Annotated in this window: 20 protein-coding genes; 3 read left to right on the forward strand and 17 right to left on the reverse strand. The window is 66.1% G+C overall.

Features of this window, described 5'->3' with window-relative positions; translation table 11 throughout:
• Position 1: 1 nt before the first annotated feature.
• Positions 2-1,201 carry an amidase gene (locus QU595_RS20760; protein WP_315925413.1) on the reverse strand — a complete coding sequence of 400 codons (1,200 nt, stop codon included), beginning with the start codon at positions 1,199-1,201 and terminating at the stop codon, positions 2-4.
• Positions 1,202-1,755: 554 nt separating this feature from the next.
• Here QU595_RS20760 and odc2 point away from each other — a divergent pair.
• Entirely contained in the window at positions 1,756-2,889 is a 1,134-nt protein-coding gene (gene odc2 / locus QU595_RS20765) for an ornithine/lysine decarboxylase (protein ID WP_315925415.1), read from the forward strand.
• Between the two features lie 101 nt (positions 2,890-2,990).
• Positions 2,991-3,560 (forward strand): N-acetyltransferase, encoded by a 570-nt coding sequence (locus QU595_RS20770; RefSeq protein WP_315925417.1) that lies wholly within the window; start codon positions 2,991-2,993, stop codon positions 3,558-3,560.
• A gap of 28 nt (positions 3,561-3,588) precedes the next feature.
• On the opposite strand, the gene QU595_RS20775 is transcribed toward QU595_RS20770, so the two are convergent.
• The 7 genes from QU595_RS20775 to flhA form a co-directional block, all read right to left on the reverse strand.
• Positions 3,589-3,873, reverse strand: a complete 285-nt coding sequence (locus tag QU595_RS20775; protein ID WP_315925419.1) for an SCP2 sterol-binding domain-containing protein — start codon at positions 3,871-3,873, stop codon at positions 3,589-3,591.
• Positions 3,874-4,080: 207 nt separating this feature from the next.
• On the reverse strand, positions 4,081-4,614 hold the full coding sequence (locus QU595_RS20780; protein WP_315925421.1) for a hypothetical protein: 534 nt from the start codon (positions 4,612-4,614) through the stop codon (positions 4,081-4,083).
• An 11-nt stretch (positions 4,615-4,625) separates the two neighbouring features.
• Positions 4,626-5,042 (reverse strand): hypothetical protein, encoded by a 417-nt coding sequence (locus QU595_RS20785; protein WP_315925423.1) that lies wholly within the window; start codon positions 5,040-5,042, stop codon positions 4,626-4,628.
• 3 nt (positions 5,043-5,045) lie between these two features.
• Positions 5,046-5,621: a rod-binding protein gene (locus tag QU595_RS20790; protein WP_315925425.1), complete on the reverse strand. Its 576-nt coding sequence runs from the start codon at positions 5,619-5,621 to the stop codon at positions 5,046-5,048.
• Positions 5,622-5,694: 73 nt separating this feature from the next.
• Positions 5,695-6,078: a hypothetical protein gene (locus QU595_RS20795; protein ID WP_315925426.1), complete on the reverse strand. Its 384-nt coding sequence runs from the start codon at positions 6,076-6,078 to the stop codon at positions 5,695-5,697.
• Positions 6,079-6,083: 5 nt separating this feature from the next.
• On the reverse strand, positions 6,084-6,767 hold the full coding sequence (gene fliR / locus QU595_RS20800) for a flagellar biosynthetic protein FliR (RefSeq protein ID WP_410000545.1): 684 nt from the start codon (positions 6,765-6,767) through the stop codon (positions 6,084-6,086).
• A gap of 112 nt (positions 6,768-6,879) precedes the next feature.
• The gene (flhA, locus tag QU595_RS20805) at positions 6,880-8,967 is read right to left on the reverse strand and encodes a flagellar biosynthesis protein FlhA (protein ID WP_315925428.1); all 2,088 of its coding nucleotides are present in this window, start codon (positions 8,965-8,967) and stop codon (positions 6,880-6,882) included.
• A gap of 190 nt (positions 8,968-9,157) precedes the next feature.
• Between flhA and QU595_RS20810 the strand changes: the two genes are divergently transcribed.
• A complete protein-coding gene (locus QU595_RS20810) occupies positions 9,158-10,939 on the forward strand; it encodes a chloride channel protein (protein ID WP_315925722.1) in 1,782 nt (593 codons plus the stop codon).
• A 54-nt stretch (positions 10,940-10,993) separates the two neighbouring features.
• On the opposite strand, the gene QU595_RS20815 is transcribed toward QU595_RS20810, so the two are convergent.
• The 9 genes from QU595_RS20815 to QU595_RS20855 form a co-directional block, all read right to left on the reverse strand.
• Positions 10,994-12,658, reverse strand: coding sequence for an MFS transporter (locus tag QU595_RS20815; protein WP_315925430.1), 1,665 nt, complete (start codon positions 12,656-12,658; stop codon positions 10,994-10,996).
• A gap of 134 nt (positions 12,659-12,792) precedes the next feature.
• On the reverse strand, positions 12,793-13,059 hold the full coding sequence (gene fliQ / locus QU595_RS20820) for a flagellar biosynthesis protein FliQ (RefSeq protein ID WP_315925432.1): 267 nt from the start codon (positions 13,057-13,059) through the stop codon (positions 12,793-12,795).
• A gap of 4 nt (positions 13,060-13,063) precedes the next feature.
• The gene (flgD, locus tag QU595_RS20825; RefSeq protein ID WP_315925434.1) at positions 13,064-13,483 is read right to left on the reverse strand and encodes a flagellar hook assembly protein FlgD; all 420 of its coding nucleotides are present in this window, start codon (positions 13,481-13,483) and stop codon (positions 13,064-13,066) included.
• A 1-nt stretch (position 13,484) separates the two neighbouring features.
• A complete protein-coding gene (gene flbT / locus QU595_RS20830) occupies positions 13,485-13,928 on the reverse strand; it encodes a flagellar biosynthesis repressor FlbT (protein WP_315925436.1) in 444 nt (147 codons plus the stop codon).
• Entirely contained in the window at positions 13,925-14,272 is a 348-nt protein-coding gene (flaF, locus tag QU595_RS20835; protein WP_315925438.1) for a flagellar biosynthesis regulator FlaF, read from the reverse strand. The genes flbT and flaF overlap by 4 nt, the downstream gene beginning before the upstream one ends.
• 20 nt (positions 14,273-14,292) lie before the next feature.
• Positions 14,293-15,339 carry a flagellar hook-associated family protein gene (locus QU595_RS20840; RefSeq protein ID WP_315925440.1) on the reverse strand — a complete coding sequence of 349 codons (1,047 nt, stop codon included), beginning with the start codon at positions 15,337-15,339 and terminating at the stop codon, positions 14,293-14,295.
• A gap of 4 nt (positions 15,340-15,343) precedes the next feature.
• Complete coding sequence (flgK, locus tag QU595_RS20845) at positions 15,344-16,795, reverse strand: flagellar hook-associated protein FlgK (RefSeq protein ID WP_315925442.1); 1,452 nt, start codon at positions 16,793-16,795, stop codon at positions 15,344-15,346.
• 64 nt (positions 16,796-16,859) lie between these two features.
• Positions 16,860-18,101, reverse strand: coding sequence for a flagellar hook protein FlgE (locus QU595_RS20850; protein ID WP_315925444.1), 1,242 nt, complete (start codon positions 18,099-18,101; stop codon positions 16,860-16,862).
• A gap of 85 nt (positions 18,102-18,186) precedes the next feature.
• Complete coding sequence (locus tag QU595_RS20855) at positions 18,187-18,855, reverse strand: response regulator transcription factor (protein WP_315925446.1); 669 nt, start codon at positions 18,853-18,855, stop codon at positions 18,187-18,189.
• Positions 18,856-18,939 lie beyond the last annotated feature (84 nt).

Raw genomic sequence — 18,939 nt, forward strand, 5'->3', positions numbered from 1 at the left:
TTCAGCCCCTTCCTGCGGCCTCGAGAAGCTTGCGCCCGAGGCCGATGAGTTCGAGGTCGGAGCCGGCCAGGCCGAGCAGGGACAGGCCGAACGGCGCGCCATCGACCTTGCCGAGCGGGACGGTGATCTGTGGGAAGCCCGACAGCGCTGACAGGGACAGGAGCTTCAGCGCCCGCTCCCGGTAGGCAAGCAGGTCGCCGGCCGGCGCCGCGACGAGCGGAGCGGCTCCGGGCACGGTCGGCAGCACCAGGACGCCGTCCCGGCCGAGCAGCGTCTCCAGCTCCTTGCGGAATCCGGCGCGCAGCCCTTGGGCCTGTGCGAGCATTGCATCGTCTATCGTCAGGCCGAAGCGGAACCGTTCTTCGACGGCCGGATCGACGTCGCCGGGATGCGTTTCGATCCATGCGCCGCGGGCCGCCCATGCCTCGCGCGCCTGGATCCTGCGGAAGCACCAGTAGAGGTCGTCAAGGGTATGGTTCAGCGGCCCGGCGGCTTGCACCTCGCCGAAAGCCTTCGTCACGGTCGCCAGCATGCGGCTGTATTCCGCGGCTTCGGCCGTGCCGAAGACGAGCTCGTCGAGAGCTTCGAGGCGCAGAAGGCGCGGGGCCCCTCGACCCGGCGCCGGCGACGTGCCCATCAGGACCTTGGCGACCGCCTCGTAGACATCGATATCGCGCGCAAACCAGCCGAACGTGTCGAGCGAGGGAGCCAGCGGCATCGTTCCTTCAAGCGAAATGCGGCCATGCGTGGTGCGCAGCCCGATAAGCCCGCAGAAACTGGCGGGCGCGCGGATCGAGCCGCCGGTGTCGGAGCCGGTCGCGATTTCGGCCAGGCCGCCGGCAACAGCCGATGCCGAACCGGAGGACGAGCCGCCGGTGACCCGGTCCGGTGCGGCCGGGTTCACGGGGAAGGGAAAATGCGCATTCTGCCCCATGAGCGAGAAGGCGAATTCGTCCGTCTGGGTCTTGCCGACGAATCGCGCTCCTGCATCGAGAATCATCTGCACGGCAGGTGTGGTTTCGGCCGCGATGCCGGCTTCCTTCGCCCATTGCGGATTGCCGCCGCCGGTCGGATAGCCGGCCACGTCGAAGATGTCCTTCACCGCCAGCCGCAGGCCGGCCAGCGGCCCCGATTGCGCTGACGGAACAGGGACTTGCGGCAGATCGAGCAGGGCGTGGAGCGGAGGGCGGGCAGGCTGCATCGTTCGATACCTGAATACGACGCGCCAACCATTGTTCGCTGCGGCAAAATTTTCAAGCAGGGTGCGAATTTTTATTTGATTGTGACGACGCATGTCCCTATATCGCGCTTGCCCAAAGTCGCACGTGCCTGTGGGCGTCCCCCGGCCCCTCGAATGGCGAGGACAGTCGGGACGGTACCCGGGAAGTAACGAGCCCGGTCGGTCAAGCGGCCAACCGCATGTCCGAGGACGTCTTGAAGCAACGACGGTGCGGGCCTTTCTGGTGTCTGCCGATCGTCCATAGATCGGGGTTACTGAAGAGGCACACCTTCATTGCCGGCAGTGCGGACGGGATTTCCCCCAAGGAATTCTGGCCAAGCCAAGGCAGACAAAGCGGGCCGACGCCTCGCAAGGCGCAGGTCCATCGCCGCGAAACGGCTTTCCATGGTCCCGGGGTCTCCACCGGCCGGTCCCATGGATTCCCGCTTCGCCTTTGTCCACCGCGTGGTCGCGAGGCAGGGTGCCCGCGTTCCCGCAGCCTTTGCGCGCGCCCCAGGGCGCGATGGGAGAAACCGATGGCCACCCAGCGAATCCTCGATTTCCTCGCCACCCGACGTCCCGAAGGTCCCTGCCTCGTGGTCGATCTCGACGTCGTGCGCGACAATTTCCATGCCTTCGAGAAGGCGCTGCCGCAGTCGCGCATCTTCTATGCGGTGAAGGCGAACCCGGCGCCCGAAATCCTTGCGCTGCTCGCTTCGATGGGCTCGTGCTTCGACACGGCGTCGGTGGCCGAGGTCGAGATGGCGCTGGCCGCGGGCGCGACCCCGGACCGCATCTCCTTCGGCAACACCATCAAGAAGGAGCGCGACATCGCGCGCGCCTATGAACTCGGCATCCGCATGTTCGCGGTGGATTGCGTGGAAGAGGTCGAGAAGGTCGCCCGTGCGGCTCCCGGCGCGCAGGTGTTCTGCCGCGTGCTGACCGACGGCGCCGGCGCCGAGTGGCCGCTGTCGCGCAAGTTCGGCTGCGTGCCGGCGATGGCGGTGGACGTGCTGCGCAAGGCGAAGGCGCTGGGCCTCGACGCCTATGGCGTGTCCTTCCACGTCGGCTCGCAGCAGACCGACCTCGATGCCTGGGACCGCGCGCTCGGCGACGCCAAGGCCGTGTTCTCGGCGCTGGCCGAGGAGGGCATCGTGCTGCGCATGGTCAATATGGGCGGCGGTTTCCCGACCCGCTACCTGCGCGACGTGCCGATGGCGGAAGCCTATGGCCAGGCGATCTTCGACGCGCTGTCGAAGCATTTCGGCAACCGCATCCCGGAGACGATCATCGAGCCGGGCCGCGGCATGGTCGGCAATGCCGGCGTCATCAAGTCGGAAGTCGTGCTGATCTCCAAGAAGGCCGACAACGACAATGTGCGCTGGGTCTATCTCGACATCGGCAAGTTCGGCGGCCTCGCCGAGACGATGGACGAGGCGATCCGCTACCCGATCGTGACGCCGCGCGACGGTGATGCGGTCGAACCGTGCGTGCTCGCCGGGCCGACCTGCGATTCGGCCGACGTGCTCTACGAGAAGACGCCTTATCCGCTGCCGCTGTCGCTGACCATCGGCGACGAGGTGCTGATCGAGGGCACGGGCGCCTACACCACGACCTACTCGGCCGTCGCCTTCAACGGCTTCGAGCCGCTCCGATCCTACGTGATCTGACCGGCCGCCTGGCTGCCGGTCAGATCACCGTGGCGGGCGCGCCGCTGCGCCCGTTCCGGTTCGCTTGTGGAACAGACCTCCGCTCGTGAAGGATCGCGGATATGGAACTTGCAAAAAACCTTCCGGCCGTTGCGCCGGTCGTCCAGATTGTCGCTGAAACCGAAGCCGATATCGCGGCGCGCGAAATGCTGCTCGACCGTGCCATGGGTCCCGGCCGGCGGCGGAAGTCGTCCGAGAAGCTGCGGCGCGGCCGCCGGCCTTCCGAAGGGCTGGCTTTCGCCGCCCGGAACGGTTCGGGCGCGCTCGTCGGCACCGTGAGGCTTTGGGACGTCGCGCTGGGCGAGGGCGGCGCGCCGGCGCTGCTGCTCGGGCCGCTGGCGGTCGATCCGGCGCTGAAGCATGCCGGCATCGGCTCGGCGCTGATGCAGCACGCCCTCGCCGAGGCTCGGCGGCTCGGCCACCGCGCCGTCCTTCTGGTCGGCGACGCGCCCTATTACGGGCGTTTCGGCTTCTCGGCGGAAAAGACCGGCCGGCTCTCGATGCCGGGCCCGTACGAACCGCAGCGCTTCCTGGCGCTGGAGCTCGTCGAGGGAGCCCTCGACGACGCGGCCGGCACGCTGAAGGCGACCGGCCGGCGGATGAAGCCGGCGAAGCTGCCCCACGCGGCCTGAAACCGCCGGGTCGGCACTCTATCCGCGCTCAGCCGATCAACTGGCTGAGCGCCATGGCGACGGACATGTCGCCCTCGACCTTCAGCTTGCCCTGCATGAAGGCCATGGTCGGGTTCAATTCACCGGCAATGAGCGATTCGAGGTCGTCCATCGAAAGCCTGATGGTGCAGTCCGCCGGCCCGTCCGTGGTCGAGACCGTGGCGCCGTCGATCAGGATGACGCCATCGGCGCCGGTGTCGAGCTTCACCGAACGGTCGAAGCCGGCATTCGCCACCTGTGGCTTGAGCTTGTCGGCGATTTCCTGAATGCCCATCGCTGTCTCCTCTCGGGTCTGATTGCCGCACCGCCCTGACGGGAGTGCCCGGGCCGCCCATGCGGGAATGCAAATGAGCCCGACGGGTTGCCGTCAACGGCCATGCCGGGCGAGCACGGCGAGGCATCGACGAGATGCCCCTTCCGGCTCCAATAGCCATGTATTTACGTTTACGTCAACGTTGTACCGGGTGAAAGCCCGCTTCGGCTATTCGGTCGTCGCTGGCGCGGCCGGTGTGCCGGCACCGGCGTCCTTGGCGGCGGAGGCCCCGCTTTTGCGGCGCCTGATCGCGTTGTCACGGATTTCGTCCTGCGAAAGATAGCTCACCTGGTCGATGAGGACGTCGTGCACCAGCTGGGTGCCGATGCGCCGGTTGATGGCGTCGCGCAGGCCGTTGCGGAAACCGTCGAGGTCGAGTGTCGCCGTCTGGGTGAAGTCGATCTGCGGATTGTCGTAGAGGTAGGAATAGACCTCGTCCGTGATCAGGGCGGGGGCCGGCACGGAAAGCTTCGCCGCTTCCGCTGGCTCGACTGTGTAGACCAGCTTGCTGAGGAAGTAGCCCTGCACGGCCGAATCGCGGATAACCGGCACCGAGATCATGTTGGTGCTGACATAGTCGAGCCCGCCCAGCATCGGCTTGGACGTCTCTTCCTTGCGTTCTCCGGCCGTCTGGAAGGAATAGAACACCGACCCTACCGTAACGGCGCAGATCCACAGGGCGGCGACGATGAACTTGATCATCCGCGCGCCGATCAGGAACGCGCCCAGCCGAACTCCCCGGCGGAATAGGTGCCGTCGGCTTCGGCGTTCTGGATCGCGTTTTTCAGGAGCGTGGCCACCTCGTTGACGGCGTTCAGATGCGCCAGGATCGCGGCTTCGTTCCTCGCCAGCTTCTGCCGCAGCCGCAGCAGGCCGTCGCGATGCTGGACCAGATATTCGTTGCTGATGCTCTTCATGGCCCGGTTCAGCTCGTAGAGGTAACGGCTCTTGCGCGCGTTGGAGGCCTTGAGGTCATAGGACGTGTCGATGCGGATCGCGTCCGTTTCCTCGTCTACCGCTTCTTCGATCCGGCCGAGAAGCGCCGCCAGATTGCCGGGCCGGACCGCGGAGATGTCGGCGGCGCCAGCATGGGCGGGCAGAATGGATTGGAACTGGGAATGATCGGTCATGGCTTAAACCTTGCTGGCCGTATCGGTTGGCGCCTGCTCGCCATCCAGCGAGCGGACGATCCTGCGTTGCGTTTCCTGCACGAGCGAAGCCGACAGCCGGTGCTGTTCGCCCATGCTCGTCTGTTCCGGTCCGCCCGAGACGGGGCCGATGGGGACCTTGCGCTTGCCGTCGACATAATGGTCGGCCAGCATCGACCGCGCGATGCCGATGCCGCCGCGCTCGGCCATCACGTCGGCCAGACGCTCGGCAAGCTGCGATTTCCACATGTCCCCGGCCAGTCCCTGGCCATAGACCTGCTCGGTGTCCTTCGGCAGCATGTTCTGGATGAAGGTCTGCAGCACCATGGCCTCGAAGCGCTTGAACTTGTCCGCGCCCTGGTCAGCCTCCACCTTGCCAACCTGCACCTTGCCCGCTTCCAGTTTGCCCGTATGCCGGCCGATCGGCGCGGCATCGACGGAAAAGGTCGCGGAGGCTTCGCCGGAGCGCTTGGCCAGCGCCGTGCGCGCGGCTTCCAGGTCCGTGGGGCCTGCGGCGCGCGCTACGTCCAGCACAATGTCGCTTGGAGGAGAAATCGCCAATGCCTGTGCCTTCTTCGCTGACGGCTTCCTTGATCGTGTCGGCTCACTATCGCCGAACAAGCTTGTGGCAAGCTTACCCTGCATTGCGCTTCTGCTCGATGAGGTCGAGCCGCTCGCGGTCGCCGCGCCGGCGTTCCTCCTGGCGGTCGGCTTCGCGCCAGGCGCGCTCGACCATGTTGGTGCGTGCGGTGGCCTTCGCCACGAGGGACGCTTCCTCCCGGGCGCGGGCCAGTTCGGCATCGCGGCGCGCCAGGGCGTTGGCGATGCTGCGGTGGTAGAGTTCCGGGAACAGGACCGAGAGCGAGTCCGGCTCGTCGAACCGCCGGGAAAACTCCGCCGCTTCCGCTTCGGCGGCGACGGCCCTGGCCAGGAAGCCGGCGTGACGCGCCTCGTGCAGGGCCTTGAGTTGCGCCTGCACCTCGACCAGTTTCTTCAGCCTTTGCCTGCGGTCGCCCATGGAATTCACCGCGCCAGGGTGAGGTCGACGAAGCCGTCGACGAACAGCGACAGCAGCGTGCCGACAGCGAAGTAGAAGATGATCAGGCCGCCCGCCACCACGAAGGGCAGCGAGATGAAGTAGATCGGGATCTGCGGGACGAGCTTGTTGACGAAGCCGATGGTCAGGTTGACGAGTATGGCATAGGCGATGAAGGGGCTGCCGAGCCTCAGCACCAGGAAAAACGAATCCGAGATCGTGTCGGTGACGTCCACCAGCGCGACCCGCGGATCGAAGAAGGCGTCGAGCGGGGCGACCTTGTAGGAGGCCACCAGCGCCTTGATGATCTCGTGGTGGAAATCGAAGACGAACAGCAGCAGCAGCGAGGAAAAGGAGATGATGGCGGCAAGTGCGGCCTGCGGTTCCGGTTCCTCGATCGCCGGGCCGCCCATGTTGTTGAAGCCCATCAGCATGGCAATGGCCGTGCCGATGAAGCGCAGGGCTTCCATGTAGAGCCTCGTCATGGCGCCGATCAGGCCGCCGACGAGCAGTTCGGAAACCATCATCGGCACATAGGCCGAGGGGCGCGGATCGACGAAAGGATAGATGCGGTCCCACAGGAAGGCGAGCAGGCCGCCGGTGGCGGCCACGGCCACGAACAGCCGCACCTGCACGGGCACGCGCACGCTGGACAGGCCCGGCATCAGCATGAAGCACGCGCCGATGCGGCAGAAGGCCAGGACCGCCGCCAGGACGGTTGTCTGGGTGATGGTGGAGAGGGCGGTCACCGTATCCGCCCGCCCCGGGGGGTGAGCAGCAATGTCACGAAATCGTCCCCAGCACGCGGATCTCCACGCCCTTGGCGATCTCGACATGGCTGAGCACCGGCAGCGTGGTGAACAGCCGCTCGATGATCATGCGCACATAGGGCCGCGCGTCGGGGGCTGTGACGAGCACGAAGCGCTCGCCGGCTTCCAGATGCTTGCGTATGGCCTTGGAAGCTTCCTGGCCGAATTCCTCGAGTTGGCGAGGATCGATATCGAATTCGCGGATCTCGCCCTTGGCGTCGCGCTTGAGCGCCTGATGGAAGGCGAGGTCCCAGCGGTTGCCGAGGCGCAGCACCTTCAGCACGCCGCCTTCGGTCAGGTCGCCGCAGATCTGCTGGGCCATGCGCACGCGCACGTGCTCCACGATCTGCTCGGTGCGGCGCACATGCGGCGCGATCTCCGCGATGGCCTCGATGATGAGATGGAGATTGCGGATCGATACGCGCTCCGCCAGCAGCAGCTTCAGCACCGCCTGCAGGCCCGGATAAGAGATGTGCGAGGAACAGACCTCGTCCGCCAGCTTGCGGTATTCGGGGTCCTGCCGCTCCAGCAGCGCCTTCATGTCCTTGTAGGAGAGAAGCTGCGGCAGGTTGTTGCGGATCACCTCCGAAAGATGCGTCAGCAGCACCGACATGTTGTCGGCGAAGGTGTATTGCTCGCGCTTCAGGTCTTCCGCGAAAGTCTCCATCACCGAATAGGCACGCATGCCGAAGGCGGGCTCTCGCACCTCTTCGCCCGGAATCTCGGGCACGTCGCGATTGCCCAGCAGCACCATCAGTTCGCCCACGCGCAGTTCATGCGAGGCGACCACCGTGCCGTGGATCTTGATCTGGTAGCTTTTCGGCGGAATGGCGAAGTCGTCGGTCAACCGCACTTCGGGAACCACGAAGCCATATTGCGAGGCGAACTTCTTGCGCATCTTGGCCATGCGGAAGGTCAGTTCCTGATGCGAGCTCAGCAGGCGGGCCGAAAGCTGCTTGCCGATCAGAAGCTCGATTTCGGCCGTGACCAGCGAGGCCTTGACCGAATTCTTCTCTTCCTCGACCTTGGCGGCCGCCTCCCTGGATTTTTCCTTCTCCTGTTCGGCCACCAGCCGGTTGTGGCGCATGGGGATGACATAGCCGAGCCCGGCCATGGCGCCGGCAAGCGTGATGAAGGGGAACATCGGCAGGCCGGGCATCAGCGACAGCAGCGTCAGCAGCGCGGCGGCGACGTAGAGCGCGCGCGGATAGGCGCCGAGCTGGCCGAACACGGCCTGGTCGGCGGAACCGCGGGTGCCGCCTTTCGACACCAGCAGGCCGGCGGCCAGCGAGACGATCAGGGCCGGGATCTGCGTGACCAGGCCGTCGCCGACCGAGAGCTTGATGAAGACGTCGGCGGCCTCGCCCATGCCCATGCCGTGGCGCAGGTAGCCGATGGCGATGCCGCCGACGATGTTGATGGCCGTGATGATGAGGCCGGCGATGGCGTCGCCGCGCACGAACTTGGAGGCGCCGTCCATGGAGCCGAAGAAGGAGGACTCTTCTTCCAGCTCGCGGCGGCGAAGCTGCGCGGTCTTGTCGTCGATCATGCCGGCCGAGAGGTCGGCGTCGATCGACATCTGCTTGCCGGGGATGGCGTCCAGCGTGAAGCGCGCGCCGACCTCGGCGATGCGCGTGGCGCCCTTGGTGATGACGATGAAGTTCACCACGATCAGGATCAGGAAGACGATCAGGCCGATGACGAAATCGCTCGACATGACCAGTTTGGAGAAGCCGCTGATGACGTAGCCGGCGGCGTGCGTGCCTTCGTTGCCGTGCGACAGGATCATGCGCGTGGTGGCGATGTTCAGCGACAGCCGCAGCATGGTGGCGATGAGCAGCACGGTGGGGAAGGACGAGAAGTCCAGCGGCCGCTGGATCCACAGCGCCACCATCAGGATCAGCACGGACAGCGCGATCGAGAAGGCCAGGCCGATGTCGATCAGGAAGGCGGGAATGGGCAGGAACAGCACCGCCAGGATGACGACGATGCCCAGCGCGAAGAAGATGTCGCGCCCGTTGCGCGACAGCGTTCCCGCCGAGATGCTTTCGCTGATCGCCATCCTGTCCCCGCATAGCTTTCGGGAGCGCTTCGGCAGCGCCCGAGCCGCGACCCTAGCGGCCCAAGCTTGCGCGAAGGTGGGAAAGATCGGCTGTTGCCGCGCCTGTGAGGGCTGTGCCGTTGCCTTGCCACAATGCTCAGGCTATCAGGCGAAGAAAATCGTGCTGCCCTCGACACTTGCGAGCCGCCCCTTGCTGTCGCCAGACAAACTACCGGTCCATGCCCGCCGCGCGCGCGCGCTGCTGGTGCGCTCCTTGCCCCTGCTCGAGGCGCGCGGCATCGTGGTGGTGGTGCTGTCGGCCCTGGTCGGCGTCATGGCAGGCGTGCTGGTGATGGCCATGAGCGAGGCGGTGCAGGCGCTGCACTGGCTGCTTTACGGGTTGCAGCCGGGGGCGAGGCTGTCGGCGATGTTCTCGCTGAACAGTTCGATCCAGGCGGCGATGCCGGCCATCGGCGGCATCGTGCTCGGCCTCAGCTTCATCTGGCTGCGCAAGCACAAATTCCGGACCCCGGTCGATCCCATCGAAGCCAATGCGCTCTATGGCGGGCGCATGTCGCTCACCGATACGGCCATCATCGCGTTGCAGACCATGGTTTCCAGCGGCTTCGGCGCTTCGGTCGGCCTGGAAGCCGGCTACACGCAGGTGGGTTCGGGCCTTGCCTCGCGGCTGGCGCGCGCGCTCAGGCTGCGCCGCAACGACGTGCGCCTGCTCGTCGGCAGCGGGGCCGCCGGTGCCATCGCGGCGGCGTTCGACGCGCCGCTGACGGGCGCCTTCTACGGCTTCGAGCTGATCATCGGCATCTATTCCATCGCCAACCTGGCGCCGGTCATGACGGCGGCGATCTGTGCGTCGCTGACGGCGGAACTGTTCGGCAGCGTGCCGTTTCCGCTCGAACTCGACGGGCTGCCGCACCTGACGCCCAGCCAGTACGTGCCTTTCGTCATGCTCGGCCTTCTCGGCGGTGCCGCTTCCATCGCCATCATGCATCTGGTGACGACGGTCGAGCGCTTCTTCGCCAAGCTGGCCATCGACTCCTCGGTCCGGCCCTTCATCGGCGGCATCGCCGTCGGCCTGCTCGGCCTCATCACGCCGCAGGTGCTGTCCAGCGGGCACGGCGCGCTGCATCGCGAATTCGCCATGAACTACGGGCTCGGCGTGGTGGCCAGCGTGTTCGTGCTCAAGCTGGCGGCCTCGGCGATCTCGCTGGGCTCGGGCTTCCGCGGCGGCCTGTTCTTCGCGTCGCTGTTCCTGGGTGCCCTGCTCGGCAAGATGTTCGCCGGGGTGATGGCCTTCGTGTCGCCGGCCACCGGCATCGATCCTTCCGTGGCTGCGGTGGTAGGCATGACCTCGCTTGCCGTGGGCGTGGTCGGCGGCCCGCTGACGATGACCTTCCTGGCGCTGGAATCGACGCGCGACCTGACGCTGACCGGCGTGGTGCTGACCGCCTCCATCATGGCCGCCATACTGGTGCGGGAAACCTTCGGCTATTCATTCTCGACCTGGCGCTTCCACCTGCGCGGCGAAACCATCCGCAGCGCGCAGGACGTCGGCTGGATGCGCAGCCTGACGGTCGGTTCGATGATGCGCAAGGACGTGCGCACGGTGGATGCCGGCATGACGCTGGCGGAATTCCGCGAGACCATACCGCTGGGCTCGGCGCAGCGCGTGGTCGCGCTGGATCCGGAAGGGCATTACGCCGGCATGCTGATCGTGACCGACGTCTACAGCGAGCAGGCCGAGCCTGACAGCACGGTCCTGACCCTGGCGCAGTTCAAGGATGCCGTGCTGGTGCCGGCCATGAACGTGCAGTCGGCCGCCGAGACGTTCCGGCGGGCCGGGGCGGAAGAACTGGCCGTGGTCGAGGATTTCAGCGACCGCGTCGTCGTCGGCCTGCTCACCGAAGGCCATCTCATGCGCCGCTATGCCGAGGAACTGGACAAGGCCCGGCGCGATCTTTCCGGCGAAGGCTGAACTCGGCGATCAGCCCGAACCGCCGCCCGTCGGCAGGGACCGGCGCCCGGCCGGTCAGTGATCCGACACGTCCCGGTGCGTCATCGCCCGGCCGGCCACGCTGGTCGGCCGTTCGATCCAGCGGCGCACCCGCGGCCGGTCCGGGCCGCTGTGCAGGGCGCGGATGCGTTCGGTGACGGCAGCGTCGGCATGGGTGGCGCGCTTGTTATGGCGGATATAGTCCAGCCAGGTCGGCGTGTGATAGCTTTCCAGCCAGACCTCGGGCCTCTCCAGGTCCCGCGCCAGCACCCAGTTGCGGGCGCCGTCCCGGCGGCGGATGCGTCCGCGCTCGGCCATGACGTCGAGGAATTCCGGCACGTCGTCTTCGCGGATCACATATTCGATCATGATGGCGATGGGGCCGCTGCGCGACCTCAGGTCCAGCGCCAGCATGGGCTCGGTCCAGCGGTCGAGCGGATCGAGGTTGGGGGCGGTGTGCCGGGGCAGGGGCAGGACGACGCCGAGTGCGCCGCCGGCCAGCATGGCGACGGCCGCCGCGAGAAGCGCGACCTGCGAGCCGTGGACATCCGCCACGATGCCCCAGATCCAGCTTCCCGACGCCATGCCGCCGAAGGTCGCGGTCTGGTAGATCGAAAGCACGCGGCCGACCACCCAGCGCGGCGTGGACATCTGCACGGTGACGTTGAAATGGGAAAGGGCGACCACCCAGCAGGCGCCGCCGAGCGCAAGGCCCAGCGCGGTCTGCCAGGCCTGGGTGCTGACCGCCGCGACCAGGGCGCAGAGCGCGAAACCGGCGAAGGCGCAGCGCACCATGTTCTCGCTGGACAGCATCTGCCTGAGCCGCACGCTGGTCAGCGCGCCGGCCACCGCGCCGACGCCGAACGCGCCGAGCATCAGGCCGTAGGTCTGCGCGCCGCCCTTGATGACATCGCGCGCGACGAGCGGCAGCAGAGCCAGCACCGCGCTTGCGGTGAAGCCGAACACGGCGCCGCGAACGAGCACTTTCGTGATGTTGGGCGACAGGGCGACATAGCGCAGCCCCGCGCCCATCGCCGCGCCGAGGGATTCGCGCGGCAGCCCAGTGGACGGCTCCTGCCGCTTCCAGCGGGCCAGCACCACGATCAGGCCGATATAGCTCAGCGCGTTGGCGGCGAAGGCCGCGGCCACGCCTGCCGTCGCCACGATGATGCCGCCGATGGCCGGGCCGACGGAGCGGGTGATGTTGAAGCCCATCGAGTTCAACGCGACGGCAGCGGGAACCTTGCGGCGCGGCACCATGTCGCCGACCGATGCCTGCCATGACGGGCTGTTGAGCGCGGTGCCGCTGTCGATGAGGAAGGTGAAGGCGAGCAGCGTCCACGGCGTCATCAGGTCCAGCCAGGTGAAGACCGTGAGCAGCACCGACACCACCAGCATGAAGACCTGGGCCACCAGCATGATCTTGCGGCGGTCGAAGGAGTCGGCGATCGCGCCTGCGACCAGCGCGAACAGCATGATGGGCAGGGTGGTCGAGGCCTGCACCAGCGCGACCTGGTAGGGAGAGGTGGCGATGGTGGTCATCAGCCAGGCCGCGCCGACGCCCTGGATCAGCCCGCCGAAATTGGACGCCAGGTTCGCAGACCAGACCGCCCGGAAGATGCCGTGCTGGAACGGCGCCAGCGCCGAGACGCGTTCAGGGCTTGGCTCGTCCTCGATCACGGGCCCGCTATCATGCGCCATTCCTGTCCTCGCAAATCACTGCCGAAGCATTGATGCGACAAACTAACCGAGCCGGCAAAAAAGGCGAACGTCTGTTCGGGGAATAGTCGTGGTCCAGCAGGCGGATCGTCCTGCACCGTTGCGCGGATGCGACGTCAGAAGCCTGTTTCGATGCGCTCGAAGATGACGTTGGTGAAGGAGGAAATCTGGCCGCCGATGAAGGGGCCGGTCAGGGCCAGCACGAGCATGATGGCGACGATCTTGGGCACGAAGGTGAGCGTGATCTCCTGCACCTGCGTGAGCGCCTGCACGAGCGCGATGCCGATGCCGACCACCATGGCGACGAGCACGACCGGCGCGGAGGCGGTGAGCACCGTCCACACCGCATATTGCACTATGTCTAGTGCATCGGCCTCGTTCATGGCGTCAGCTTTGGGTCGCCGTTTCCGCCGGACCGACGACAACGCCGGGGCCGACCTCAAGTTCCTTGCCGTCGTTCAGGACGGCCGTCAGCCCCGACGTCGTGAGCCGGACCTCCTTCACGATGCCCGTGGTCTTGCCGTCGGCGGAGGTGATGGCGTGGCCGATGAGGGAATCGGCCTGCGCGAGCGCGGACGACTGCAGCATCTGGTCCAGCTTCTTGTTGGTCTGCACCGACTGCTCGACCTGCGAGAAGGTAGCGAGCTGCGCCACATACTGCGTCGAATCCATCGGCTGGGTCGGGTCCTGGTTCTTCATCTGGGCGATGAGGAGTTTCAGGAAGGATTGGTAATCGACCGCCGTCTTGGACGTCTGCGGCGTCTGGCCCGCAGCCGGCGGCAGCGTGGTCGTCATGTCCACGTTCATGTCAATGCGCTCCCATGGCGACAGAAGCCCGCGGGCCGTCGCCGTTCGCGTTTCCGGCGTCCAGAGCGATGCGTTCAAGCGGGTAGAGCGAGCGTATCGCTTTCAGCGCCTCGTAGACATGGCCTTCGACCACCATCCGGTCCACCTGCTTGAGCGTGGCGAGTATCTCCTCGTCCTCGAAGCTGGCCAGCAGCATCGGCAGCGACTGCCGGAACATGCCGCGCGCCTCGTCCGCGCCCTGCGGGTTCATCAGCATCACCTGCACGATGAAGTAGAGCTGCCGCAGCGGCGTGGAAGCATCTTCGGGCTGCAGCACATGGCCTTCCAGCAGGAACTGCACGTCGTTGAGCAGTTCGATGCTGACCTTGCGGTCGACGCGGATAACGGCTCCGTTGATATAGATCTTCTCGTTGGGCTTCAGGGACAGCCGCAAGGTGTTCTTCATCGAATGCCGTCCCGGATGATCTGCGAAATCTCGATCAGCCCTTCGAAGTTCCCGGTGCGTCCCTGCCTGATGTCCTCGGCCTCGCGCAGCACCCATAGGCCGATGGAGATCAGATTGGCGCGTAGCTCCTTCGGCAGCACGTTTTCGTCGGAGCCGAGGTCGTCGAGCAGGTTGGTCCACAGACGGTTCGTGAAGTGGAGCGCCTCGACGGCTTCCATGGAGCGATGACCCGCCGCCGATGCGCTGGTCAGCATCTCGATCGAGCGGCTAAGAAGCTGCCGCTCGCGGTCCTTCGCATCCGCCACGGAGTCGGTCTGGATGTCGGCATAGGAAAATTGGTACATCGCTTGTCCCGTCGGCGGGTTCAGGTCAGGAATTTGAGAAGGCTAAGCTGCTGGATGCGCGCGGTCAGCGCGTAGGACGTCTGGATATGCGTCATGAGGTCGTTGACACGGTTGGCGGCCTCATAGGGATCCACGCCTTCCAGGTCGAGAATGTGCCGGTCGAAGAGATCGACCTGCTTCTTCATGCGGTCGGTGGCGTCCGACACGCGCTTCTGGATGATGCCGGTCTGGGCCTGGACCCCGGTGATCGCGGCACTGGCCTCGCCCGCCAGCGACATCGCCTTCTTGGCGACGGCCTTCTTGGCCTCGTCGCCGATGTTGCTGCCGAACAGGTCGCTGACCATGGCCGCTGCCATGGCGAGCTTCTGGATGCCGGCGGTGTTGGCGCTGACGGACGTGCGCGAGGTTTCGTTGAGGGCGATGCGGCTGGTGATCGTCTCGTCCGTGGCATTCGACCAGTTCGCCCAGCCGCTTCCCGTGAACTGGTCGGTCATCGCCGGGGAATTGAGGAAAGCCTCCATGTCGGCGCCGGTGATGTTGGCAGCCTGGGGGTCGTTCTGCGAGAAGCCGAAATAGCTCGAGAACGCCGCGTCGAAGGCGTTCTTGGCGGCGGAGCCGGCCGAAAAATCGCCCATCGGCTTGGTGTCGGTGTTGATGCCGGCGAACAGATATTCGCCGTTGACGCTGGTGTTCAGCATCGAGAGCATCGACTGGAGCGCGGCGGCGCCGCTGTCGCGCGCCGTCGAAGAAGACATGTCGCCGGAAACGGCGGTCGTCAGCGACGACATCAGATTGGTCGCGACATCGGCGAGCTGGCCCAGGGCGTTCTGGGTCGAGGACAGGCGCGAAGCCACCAGCCCGTTGGAATCCACGATGCCGTTCAGCCGGTCCATGTCGCGATGGAACGTGATCGACTGCGAGGTGCGCGCGCCGAGCGCAAGGCCCAGGTCCGCGACGCTGCCGGTGTCCATTTCCTTCTGGGCCTTGACGAGATCCACCTGCATGCGCGTCTGCGAGTAGCGCATGGCGTTGGAGATGGCGGCGGAAGACACGGACACGGCTTTCATGGCGCTAACGCACTGCCTCCAGAAGCGAATCCAGCATCTGGCTGACGCTGTTCAGGATACGGGCCGAAGCCTGATAGGTGTGTTCGAGGTCCAGCATCAGCGACAATTCGGTATCGACGTTGACGCCCGTTTCGTTCGACAGCGCTTCGGCCGTGCGGGTGGCCAGCGCCTCCTTGTTGTCGGCGGAGGTCTGCGCGCGCTGACGCACGCCCTCGAACCAGCCGATCGCGTTGGCGGAGTATGAGGTGACGCTTGAACTGACGTTGATGCCGGCCGAGGGCGCGAAATCCATGGGCGCGTCGAGCTTGTTGCCGTAGTCGATCAGCAGCCCGGAATAGGAGCTTCCGGCGCTGTTGACGACATAGGCGGCGCCGTTGATGCCGCCGTCGCGCAGCAATGCGGGGTTGGCGGCGACTGCGCCGTTGACCTTGATCTCGCCGGCCAGCCCGTTGACCACGGACGGGCTGGTGCCGTTCGGTATGGCTGGCGCGCCCGACCATGTGAACAGGCCGGCGAGGGGAGGTTGACCGCCGCCAGGCCCCGTCTCGGCGAACGCCGTGATCAGTCCGCGGGCGATCTCGTCCAGCTGCGCCTGCATCGTGCCGGCGACGCCGTCGCGCAACTGGATCATGCCGGCCAGCTTGCCGTTGGCTTCGGCGCCGGTTGCCGGGCCGGCCGAAAGCGGGACGTTGTCTATATAGATCGCGTTGCCGGGCGCGCCGGCCTGATAGGCCGGAGAGGGCGCGAAAGAGACCGTGCGGGGCACTGTCTCGAACAGCATCGTTCCGTCGGCCGTGGTGACGACCATGTCGTTGTCGCCGCGGGTGAAGGTCGAGACCGGGACGTATTCCGCGATTTTCTTGAGGATCGCGTCGCGCTGGTCCAGCGCATCCGAAACGTCCGTGCCTGCGCGCGTGCCGTTGACCACAGCACGGTTGGCGGCCTGGAACTGGGAGAGCAGGTTGTTGAGTTCATTGACGGCGGTCGCGATCTCGCCATCGGTGCGGGTGCGGAAGTCCTGAATGGCCTGGGTGCCGTCGTTCAGCGAACGCACGGCCTGCTGCGCGGCCTCGATGACGTTGGCGCCGAGGTTCTGGTCGGACGGCGTGGTGGCGTAGAGCTGCAAGGCCTGCTGCAACGCGCTGATCGCCGACGACGCCGAGGAGGCGTTGTCGGCGCCGTTGACGGCAAGCTCCAGCCTGTCCATGCCGCCCGAAAGCGTGCTCTGGCCGCTCCAGGCCGCAAGGGCGGCGAGGTTCTGGCGGACGAGCTGGTCGTTGGCGGAACGCTGGATTTCCACCACCCGTGCGCCGGGGCCCATGCTGGAGACCACGGCCACGCGGCGGGAATAGTCCGGGTTGTGCGCGTCGGCGATGTTGCGCGAGACGATGCTTGTCTGTCGCGCCGTGGCCAGCAGCGACGACTGGGCAATGTTCAGGGCGGTGGACAGCGACATGCGAACCTTCCGGAACTAACGGCCCGCGAGCGGCTTCATTGCAGCCGGCTGCGCGGGCTCTTGATCATCTCTTCAGATTGACGAGGACATCCATCAGGTCGGAACCGGTCTGGAAGACCTTCGAGTTCGCGGTGTAGCTGCGCTGCGCCGCGATCATGTTGGTCAGCTCCTCGGCGATGTCGACATTCGAGTTCTCCAGCGCGCCGGAGACGATGCTGCCGAGGCCGTCCTCGTTCGCGGCATGGAAAGTCACGGCGCCGGAGTCCGGGCTCTGGACATAGACGTTGCCGGCGAGGCCGGTGAGCCGGTCCGGGCTCACCACGTCGGCCAGGGCGATCTTGTAAAGCGCGGCGGTGGAACCGTCCGTATATTGCGCGAAGATCGTTCCGTCCTTGCCGATCTGGATCTTGTTGATGGTGCTGTTGGTATTGCCGTTGGCCGCGACATCGGTGACGGAGAAGCCGCTGCCGAACTGCGTGAAGTTGGACAGGTCGAGATTGAAGGAGCCGCCGCCGGGGACCGTGAACGACAGGTTGCCGCCGCTGGTCAGGTTGCCCGAGCCATCGAAAGTCAGAGTGCCGGTGCCGAGCGCGCCGCCGGTATACGGGAACGGACCGCCGGGCGTGGCCGCCGACTGGTCGAAGACCGAGACTTCCCAGTCGCCGCTGTTGGTCTTGCTGAAATAGATGTCCAGCATCTTGGGAGTGCCGTCGTCTGTGTAGACGAGCATGGACGACTTGGACGTGTACTCGACCGGGACCGTGCCGCTCGAGGGAAGATTGCCGGTCACCGGGTCGGCGTTGCTCGGCAGGTTGCCTGCCATTCGACCCAGCGTGCTGGCCTGCGGGTCCCTGGCAGTCGAGGGAATGGTGATTGGCACCAGCGCATCGGAGCCGTCCACGCCGTAGCCCATCAGCTGGTAGCCGGCCGCGTTGACCAGCCGACCCTGGGCATCGAGCACGAAGGAGCCGGCGCGGGTCAGATAGTTCGTCTGGTCGGCGCTTGCGCCATTGCCGCCCGGCACCCGCACGACGAAGAAGCCGTCGCCGTTGATGGCGAGATCGGACACCGAAGTCGTGTATTGCAGCGCGCCCTGGGCGCTGACCGCCGAGCGGACGGTGGTGTTCACACCGCCGGAATTGTAGGCGCCTCCGGGCGTGGGAAGGAGCATCGTGGAGAACTCGACCGACGAGCGCTTGTAGCCGGTCGTGTCCGCGTTCGCTATGTTGTCGGCGACGGTGGACAGCCGATTGGCTTGTGCGTTCATGCCGGAGACCCCGGTGCGCATCATGCCGTACAAGCTCATCGAAATATCCTTTTATTGCCGATGGATGCGACGAACCTATCGGCCGTGTCTTGCGCGAGGCTGGCGCGGGTGAGCGGGCGGCCCATCAGGCGACGAGCCGGTAGCCGAGGAAGCGCTTGGAATCGATCGGGTCCTGGCCGAGGCGCTCGCGCAGCTTCTTGCGCAGCTTGGAGATGTGGCTCTCCACCACGTTCTCCTCGACCTCTTCGTCGAAGATGCCGTAGATGGCGTTGAAGACCTGGGTCTTGGTGACGCGGCGGCCGCGGTTCGCCGCGAGGAACTCCAGGATGCGGCGCTCGCGGCGTGGCAGCGGCAGGGGCTCGCCGTTGATCTCGGGGTCACGGCCGTCCATGAAGATGCGCATGGCGCCGATCTGGGTGTACGCTGCTTCCTCATGGGCGCGCCGGCGGATGGCGGTGATGCGCGCCAGGATTTCGCGGATATGGACCGGCTTGCGCACGACGTCGTCGACGCCGGATTCGAACAGCCGGAGCGTATTTTCCAGCGAGTGCTGATCGCTCAGCGCTATGACGGGAGCTCCGGACCGGTCGCGGAGCCGGCGCGGCGAAACGGCGCCTTCGCGACAGTCGCCGATCAGGAACGCGCGGACCGATTTCAGATCCTCGTCCGGCGCGCTCGTCACCCATTCGTCGAAGGCGTTCGGCGCGAAGCCCGCGCACGCCACGCCTTCCCTGTCGAAAAGAGAGTTATAACCCTCCGTCACGAGCTCGCGCTCGTCCACGATCACGATCATCGGCCGCCCTCCGAATCAGATGAATTAACCCCTGGCCGATGGGGTAGCCGCCGGGCCGAATTGTTAACATCTTTTAATTTTTGT

The organism is Mesorhizobium sp. SP-1A (assembly GCF_032460275.1).
Lineage (GTDB): Bacteria > Pseudomonadota > Alphaproteobacteria > Rhizobiales > Rhizobiaceae > Mesorhizobium.